Below are 8,159 nucleotides of genomic sequence, written 5' to 3' on the forward strand. Positions count from 1 at the left end.
TGCGTCGAGTGCATCGGGCGCATCGAACGCACGGAACGCCTCAAACGCACGGAACGCCTCAAACGAAAAACCCCCGCGCGAACCCATCGCGCGGGGTTTTTCTTCGTCCGAAACCGCCGGGTTCAGCCTTCCGCGCGTTGCTCGCGCAGCGGCACCGGCTCGCCCACCAGGAACCAGTAGCCGATCATCGCCACCACCACCACGCTCGCGCCGACATACAGCGCCGGCTTGAACGAGTGCGAGGCCTGCACCATGAAGCCCGTCACGACCGGCGCGAGCGCGCCGCCGAAATAGCCGCCGAAGTTCTGCATCGCGCCGATCGAGGCCGTCGAATTGGCCGGCGCGGCGACCGAGGCCATCGCCCAGGCCGCGCTCGACGAGATGTACATCAGGAACATCGACACCGAGATGAAGGTGATCGCGAGCGCGGTGTTGTCGGTCAGCGCGGTCAGCGTCGTGAACACGGCGATGCCGAGCAGCGATGCGACCATCGGATACTTGCGGCTGTTGATCTGCGAGACGCCGCGCCGGGCCAGCACGTCGCAGATCTTGCCGCCCGACAGGCTGCCGACCACGCCGAACAGATACGGCACGGCGGCCACCCAGCCGGTGCGCGCGATCGTCAGGTGATGCTCCATCTGCAGGTAGGTGGGCAGCCAGGCGTTGTAGAGCCACAGCACGTAGATCGTGCCGAAGAAGCCGAGCAGCATGCCCCAGGTGGTGCGGTAATGCAGCAGATGGCGCCAGTCGGCCCAGGTCGGCCGCACGCTGGCCACGCCTTCGGTGTCGTCGAGATATTCGCGTTCGCGCTGCGTCAGCTGCACGTGACGCGGATCGCGGTGCAGCAGGTAGAAGGCCAGCGACAGCCCGAGCCCCGCCACGCCCATCACGATGAACATCCAGCGCCAGCCGAGGTTCAGCATCAGCACCGTCAGCAGCGGCGCGGAGATTGCCGTGCCGAGCGTCGACGAGCTGTTCCAGATGCCGGTGGCGGAACCGCGCTCGTGCTTGGCGAACCAGTCGCGCACGATCCTCGCGCTGGTGGGGAACTGCGGCGCCTCGCCCACGCCGAGCACCATGCGCGCCGCGAAGAACTGCGTGAAGCCGTTGACCATGCCGCCGAAGGTCTGCGCGATCGACCACAGCGCGAGGCTCGCGGCCAGCGTGACGCGCGCGCCGAGCCGGTCGATCAGCATGCCGGCCGGCAATTGCGCGAACGCATAGGCCCACAGGAAGGCCGACAGCAGCAGGCCCATCTGCGGCACCGAGAAACCGAGGTCCTGACGAATCAGCGGCGTGGCGATCGCGAGCGTCGAACGGTCGAGATAGTTGACCACGCCCGCCATCAACAGCAGCGCAAGCGCGGTGCGCTGGGTGCGGCGGATCCGCGGGGTGGCCGCGTCGCGCGCGAGTGCCTGCGGCGATTCGGCGTCGGCCGGCAGCGCCGTGGGGGTGCTTGGCTTCATCGTGGTGTCTCCTGACAGTCTCGTTCTATGTATGCGCCGCCCCATCGGGCCGGCATCTCGAAACCCGCTCCTGACCGGCGTCGCGCAAGGTACCGGTTCCGACAAACATACAGGCGGCCGGCGATGAAAATCCAATCAAATTTTGCAGGGGAGCGATTCCATTCGCTTATCGCGCGTTAGGGGCTAACCCGTTGCCGGGTAAGCCCTAGCGCATCGCGCCGGGCCGCCGCGCCGGGGTTCTGGTCGCATGTCGTACAAGTACGGAACTTCGTTCCGCATTGCAGCCCCTGCCCGGTCGATTCTGCCGGGTCGCCTCGCTTATCCTGCGATGCTCGCCGGGTTTACCTCGATGCGCCGAAAAACAAAAATGGAATAACGTTCCGAATCGTCATCAGACGACAGTTCAAACCCAACCAGGAGATACCCGATGGCACGTCAAATGATCCGGAAGCCCGCCTTGCTCGCCGTGAACGCCCTGCTCGCCGCCGCGCTGGCCGCGGCCAGCCTGAGCGCCGGTGCGGCCACCGCCCCGGCTGGCGGCGAAGCCGCCGTCGCGCAGGCGTCGGAGCAACTGCGCGCGGCGCTGGTATCCGGCGATGCGGCCACGCTGACGAAGCTGACCGAGCCGCAATTGAGCTACGGCCACTCGGCCGGCAAGATCGAGGATCGCGCCGAGTTCATGAAGGATCTGGTGGGCACGCACGCGTTCAAGTCGGTCACGCTGTCGGACCAGACCGTCAAGGTGGTCGGCGACAACGCGATCGTGCGTCACGTGTTCGATTCGGAGAACAACCAGCCGGACGGCTCGGTCACGCGCTCGCACATCGGCGTGCTGCAGGTCTGGAAGCATCACCGCGACGGCTGGCGGCTGCTGGCCCGTCAGGCGGTGCCGCTGCCGCAGAAGGCGGCGCAATGAAAAAGGCGGCGGGCCGGCACGACACCGGCTCGCCGCCTGGCAGGAATCGAGCGGCAATCAGGCTACCAACGCGCCCCGCTCCTTCTTCACGCCCGGCATGATCCGCTTGGCCGGATCGTTCTCCAGCGCCGGCACCGCCGCGAACAGCTCGGCCACCCAGTCGGCGAACACGCGCACCGTCATCGACAGATGGCGGTTGTGCGGATAGACGATCGAGATCGGCTTCGGCTTCGGATACACGCCCTGCAGCACCTCCACCAGCGAGCCGTCCATCAGGTGCGGGATCACCGAGAACAGCGTGGGCTGGATCAGCCCGAAGCCTTCGAGCGCGCAGGTGACGTAGCCGTCCGAATCGTTGACGGTGACGATCGAATTCATGCGCACCTCGCGCAGCTTGCCGTCCACCAGGAACGTCCACGGCATCGCGCGCCCGCCGCTCGCATAGGCGAAATTCACGGCGCGGTGATGGTCGAGCTCCTCGATCGTCTTCGGCTCGCCGAACTTCTCCAGATAGCCCGGCGATGCGCAACTGACGCGATTCATGACGCCCACGCGCCGCGCCACCATCGACGAATCCTCCAGCGGCCCCACCCGGATCTCGCAGTCGTAGCCGTCGCGCACCAGATCGACGGGCCGGTCGGCCATGCCGAAATGCAGCTCGATGTCGGGATAGCGCTCGTGGAACAGCGGCAGCGCCGGCAGCACCACGCGCCGCCCGAGCGAGGACGGCATGTGCACGCGCAGCGCCCCGCGCGGCTTGCGGTTGCCGACCTGGAAGCTCGCGTCGGCCTCCGAGATTTCGGTCAGGATCCGCACGCAGTGCTCGTAATAGCCGGCGCCTTCGGGCGTCAGCGAGAGCCGCCGGGTGGTGCGGTGCAGCAGGCGCACGCCGAGCAGCGCTTCGAGGTTCTGGATGATCGTCGTGACGGAAGCCCGCGGTATCGAGAGCGTTTCCGCAGCGCGCGTGAAGCTATTTGCATCGACCACGCGCGTAAAAACCTGCATCGCCTGTAAACGGTCCATCAAATCCCCCTTTCTTGCTTTTCAAACGGCCAACGGAACAGGATAGAGCTTCGGGCCATCGCGATTCAAGAGGCACCGCGATTATTCGCGCGGGGCGACCAATCGCGCCGCGCGCAGAGGCACTGGATGCGCCGCGCCGGCTGCCCGCAAACCCGCCGCCCAACCGCCATCCATCAGCCGCCAACCCGCCGCCGATTTCGCCTACCCGCGCGAGATCGGCGCACCGGCCCGCCTACGTGTTTTCACCGACGCGTCGCCGCCCGCGCGGCGCGCAAAAAAATTTCCCTTTCGATTCAAGGAATTGCAACGCAGCATCGGCCGCTGCGCGACGCTAGAGGCCGCCATCTACTCGCTTGCGGTTTCGCCCGTCACCGACTATCGTTACATCCGTCAATGTCACATTTAAAAATGAACCAGCACGGAGACACTGCATGAATGCCCGTACCCTGCCCGACTCAGACGGCGTGCCCGAATCCGTCGACATCGCCATCATCGGAACCGGCTTTGCCGGCCTCGGCATGGCGATCCGGCTGCGCCAGAAGGGCCGTGGCGATTTCGCGGTATTCGAGAAGGCCGCCACGGTGGGCGGCACCTGGCGAGACAACCACTACCCCGGCTGCGCCTGCGACGTGCCTTCGCATGTCTATTCGTTCTCGTTCGCCCCGAACCCGCGCTGGACGCGCGCGTTCGCGCCGCAACCCGAAATCCGCGCCTATCTGGAACGCTGCGTCGAGCAGTTCGGCGTGGCGCCCTACCTGCGCCTCGGCCACGAGCTGGCCTGCGCCGAATACGACGACGTGGCGCACCGCTGGCGTCTGAGCTTCGCGAACGGCAAGCAGGTGTCGGCGCGCGTGCTGGTGTCGGGCATGGGCGGCCTGTCGCGCGCGGCGCTGCCGCAGATCGACGGCCTCGACAGCTTCCAGGGCCACGCGTTCCACTCGCAGCACTGGGATCATCAGTACGACCTGCGCGGCAAGCGCGTGGCCGTGATCGGCACCGGCGCGAGCGCGATCCAGTTCGTGCCGCAGATCGCCCCGCGCGTGGCGCAGCTCGCGCTGTTCCAGCGCACGCCGCCGTGGATCATGCCGAAGCCCGACCGCCAGCTCACGCGCCTCGAACAGTGGATGTTCCGCACGCTGCCGTTCACGCAGAAGCTCGCGCGCTCGAGCCGCTACTGGATGCTCGAATCGCGCGTGCTCGGCTTCGCGATCCACCCCGGCATCATGAAGATCGTGCAGAAGGTGGCCGAGCGCCACATCCGCAAGCAGATTCCCGACCCGGCGCTGCGCGCCACCGTCACGCCCGACTACACGCTCGGCTGCAAGCGCGTGCTGATCTCGAACGACTACTACCCGGCGCTCACGCGCGCCAACGTGGACGTGGTCACCGATCCGATCGCGCGCATCGAGCCGCACGCGGTGGTGACCGAGAGCGGCCAGCGCCACGAAGTCGACTGTTTGATCTACGGCACCGGCTTCCAGGTGGCGGACCCGTATCCGCGCGGCGTGATCCGCGGGCGCAACGGCGTCGACATCGTCGACACCTGGCGCGACGGCGCGCACGCCTACCTCGGCACCACGCTGCCCGGCTATCCGAACTTCTTCATGATCGTCGGCCCGAACACCGGCCTCGGCCACAACTCGATGGTGTTCATGATCGAGTCGCAGATCGAATACATCCTCGGCGCGCTCGACGCGATGGATCGCGAACGCGCCGATGCGATCGAGGTGCGCCCGCTGGTGGAGGCCGATTACAACGCGCGGCTGCAACAGCGCCTGAAGCGCGCGATCTGGTCCACCGGCGGCTGCAAGAGCTGGTATCTGGACCCGCGCACCGGCAAGAACACCACGCTGTGGCCAGGCTTCACGTGGCGCTTCCGGCAGGCCACCGCGCAATTCTCGATCGCCGATTACCAAGCCTACGCGGCCGCGCGCCGCGATGCCCAACCGGCCGCGGCCAGCGCTGCCGCCGCCACCGACGCCCCGGCGCGCAGCGCCCAGGCCGTCTGACGACCAGGAGACACCGATGAAATCGTTCAACGACAAGGTTGCCGCCATCACCGGCGCCGGTTCGGGCATGGGCCGCTCGCTCGCGCTGCAACTGGCCCAGGCCGGCTGCCACGTGGCGCTGGCCGACCGCAACGGCGTGGGCCTCGCCGAGACCGAGCGGATCGTGCGCGCGCTCGCGCCCACCGTGCGCATCACCACCTGCGTGCTCGACGTGGCCGACCGCGCCGCCGTGCACCGCTGGGCCGACGACACCGCACGCCAGTTCGGCCGCGTGAACCTGGTGTTCAACAATGCCGGCGTGGCGCTGTCGAGCACCATCGAGGGCATGGATTACGCCGATCTCGAATGGATCATGAACATCAACTACTGGGGCGTGGTGCACGGCACCAAGGCGTTCCTGCCGCACCTGAAGGCGTCGGGCGACGGCCACGTGATCAACACCTCGAGCATCTTCGGGATCTTCGCGCAGCCGGGCATGAGCGCCTACAACTCGACGAAGTACGCGGTGCGCGGCTTCACCGAATCGCTGCGCCAGGAGCTCGACATGATGCGCTGCGGCGTGTCGGCCACCTGCGTGCATCCCGGCGGCATCAAGACCAACATCGCGCAGTCGAGCCGGATCTCGCAGAACATGCTCGGCTTCATGGTGGACAGCGAGCAGCAGGGCAAGGACGACTTCGAGAAATTCTTCATCACGACGCCGGAAGAAGCCGCGCGCGTGATCCTGCACGGCGTGCGCCGGAACAAGCGCCGCGTGCTGATCGGGCGCGACGCGCGCGGCGCCGACTGGCTCGCCCGCACGCTGCCCGCCGCCTACCAGGCGCTGGTCGTGCTCGCGACCCGGCGCGAACGGGCCAAGGCGCGCAAGCGCGCCGCGCGCGGCGGCACGCTCGCGCCCGCCCACTCCACCTACAACAACACAGGTAATCAGGGAGAACCGTCATGATGCCCGTCCGCCGCGACGTCCGTTTCGCCATGCCCCCCGACCGCGCGTGCGACTGGCACGTGAAGGGCGTGCCCGTCACCCACTTCATGAACGCGCTGTCGCTGCTGTTCCCGGCCGGCGAGCGCTTCTTCATGGATTCGGTGCGCCACTATCGCGACCGCATCGACGATCCCGAACTGAAGAAGCAGGTGGCCGGCTTCATCGGCCAGGAAGCGATGCACACGCGCGAGCACATCGAGTACAACGATCTGCTGCAATCGGCCGGCCTGCCCGCGCACAAGCTCGACAAGCGGCTGTGGTGGATCCTCGGCCTGTTCAAGAAGTACCTGCCGCCGTCGATGCAGCTCGCCATCACGATCGCGCTCGAGCACTACACGGCGATGCTCGCGAACCTGCTGCTCGAAGGCCACAAGGAGCGCATCGACGGCTCGGTCGACGGCTACACGCAGATGTGGATGTGGCACGCGATGGAGGAAACCGAGCACAAATCCGTCTCCTACGACGTGTGGCTGCGCGTGATCAAGCCGGGCCTCGGCCGCTACCTGCTGCGCACCAGCACGATGCTGATCACCACGGCGGTGTTCTGGACGATCGTGTTCGATTTCCACGTGCGCCTGCTGTTCGCGCACCGCCGCGAGCACGGCCGCTTCTCGGGCATGTGGACGCTCGTCAAGTACCTGTACGCGCCGCGCGGCGGCGTGTTTCCGGGCATCGCGGGCGAGTGGTTCGGCTTTTTCCGCCCGAGCTTCCATCCGTGGGATTACGACAACCGCCGCTATCTGAGCGAGATCCCCGATCTGCTCGCCAAGATCGACGAAACCAATGCGCGTTTCGCCGCCGAGGCCGCGCCGCGCCGCGTGCCGCTGCATCCGGCCGCCGCCGCGCCGGCGCACTGAGGCACGGCCCGCCATGGCGAACCCGCGCGACACCCTGACGGTAGATTCGGACGGCGTGCGGCTCGCCGTCCACCTGAGCGGGCCGCGCGACGCGCCGCCCGTGATCCTGGTGCACGGCTACCCCGATTCGTCGCGCGTGTGGGATCGCGTGCGCGCGGTGCTGGAGCGGCGCTATCGCGTGATCGCCTACGACACGCGCGGCTCGGGCGAATCGGACGCGCCGCGCGCGACCGCCGCCTACCGCATGGCCCAGCTCGCGCGCGACCTGTCGGCGGTGGCCACGGCCGCCTGCGGCACGCGGCCGTTCCATCTGGTCGGGCACGACTGGGGATCGATCCAGAGCTGGGAGGCCGCGACCGATCCGGCGATGCGCGGGCGCATCCTGTCGTATACGTCGATCTCGGGGCCGTGCCTCGATCACGTGTTCCGCGCGCCCTTCAACCTTCGGCAATCGCTGAAATCGTGGTACATCGCGTTCTTTCATCTGCCGGTGCTGCCACCGCTGTTCTGGCGGCTCGGCGGCGCGCGGCTGTGGCCGCTGTGGCTGCGCCGCACCGAGCGGATTCGCGCCGAGGCCGATCCGCACCAGTTGCGCAACGGCGTGAACGGCATCCGGCTGTATCGCGCGAACTTCATCGCGCGGGCGCGCGCGCCGCGCGAACGCTATGCGCAGGCGCCCGTGCAGATCCTCGTGCCGACGCGCGACCGCTACGTCACGCCCGCGCTCACCGAACACCTCGAACGCTGGCTCGGCCCGCACCGGCGCGAACTGATCGACGCGCCGCATTGGACGGTGCTGCGCGACGCGGCGCTGATCGCCGAGCGCATCGATCGCTTCGCGGCGCAGTACGAACCGGCGTTCGCGGCGAACGCGGCGGACAGCGCAGATCGGAAGAGCACACG

7 protein-coding genes are annotated in these 8,159 nt (G+C 67.7%); 5 read left to right on the forward strand and 2 right to left on the reverse strand.

What is annotated here, in order from left to right; all coding sequences use genetic code 11:
• Positions 1-122 precede the first annotated feature (122 nt).
• Positions 123-1,466, reverse strand: coding sequence for an MFS transporter (locus G3N92_RS11150; protein ID WP_206127527.1), 1,344 nt, complete (start codon positions 1,464-1,466; stop codon positions 123-125).
• 427 nt (positions 1,467-1,893) lie between these two features.
• Between G3N92_RS11150 and G3N92_RS11155 the strand changes: the two genes are divergently transcribed.
• Positions 1,894-2,382, forward strand: a complete 489-nt coding sequence (locus G3N92_RS11155; RefSeq protein ID WP_241014725.1) for a nuclear transport factor 2 family protein — start codon at positions 1,894-1,896, stop codon at positions 2,380-2,382.
• Between the two features lie 57 nt (positions 2,383-2,439).
• Here G3N92_RS11155 and G3N92_RS11160 read toward each other — a convergent pair whose 3' ends face one another.
• On the reverse strand, positions 2,440-3,405 hold the full coding sequence (locus G3N92_RS11160; protein ID WP_206127528.1) for a LysR family transcriptional regulator: 966 nt from the start codon (positions 3,403-3,405) through the stop codon (positions 2,440-2,442).
• 431 nt (positions 3,406-3,836) lie between these two features.
• Between G3N92_RS11160 and G3N92_RS11165 the strand changes: the two genes are divergently transcribed.
• The 4 genes from G3N92_RS11165 to G3N92_RS11180 form a co-directional block, all read left to right on the forward strand.
• The gene (locus G3N92_RS11165; RefSeq protein WP_206127529.1) at positions 3,837-5,414 is read left to right on the forward strand and encodes an NAD(P)/FAD-dependent oxidoreductase; all 1,578 of its coding nucleotides are present in this window, start codon (positions 3,837-3,839) and stop codon (positions 5,412-5,414) included.
• Between the two features lie 16 nt (positions 5,415-5,430).
• Entirely contained in the window at positions 5,431-6,360 is a 930-nt protein-coding gene (locus tag G3N92_RS11170; protein WP_206127530.1) for an SDR family NAD(P)-dependent oxidoreductase, read from the forward strand.
• A complete protein-coding gene (locus tag G3N92_RS11175; RefSeq protein WP_206127531.1) occupies positions 6,357-7,256 on the forward strand; it encodes a metal-dependent hydrolase in 900 nt (299 codons plus the stop codon). The genes G3N92_RS11170 and G3N92_RS11175 overlap by 4 nt, the downstream gene beginning before the upstream one ends.
• A 13-nt stretch (positions 7,257-7,269) precedes the next feature.
• Positions 7,270-8,159, forward strand: an 890-nt coding sequence (locus G3N92_RS11180) for an alpha/beta fold hydrolase (protein WP_206127532.1), incomplete at its 3' end; no start/stop codon positions are given.

The sequence above is a fragment of the Burkholderia sp. Ac-20379 genome (genome assembly GCF_017104645.1).
In the GTDB taxonomy this organism is placed as follows: Bacteria; Pseudomonadota; Gammaproteobacteria; order Burkholderiales; family Burkholderiaceae; genus Burkholderia.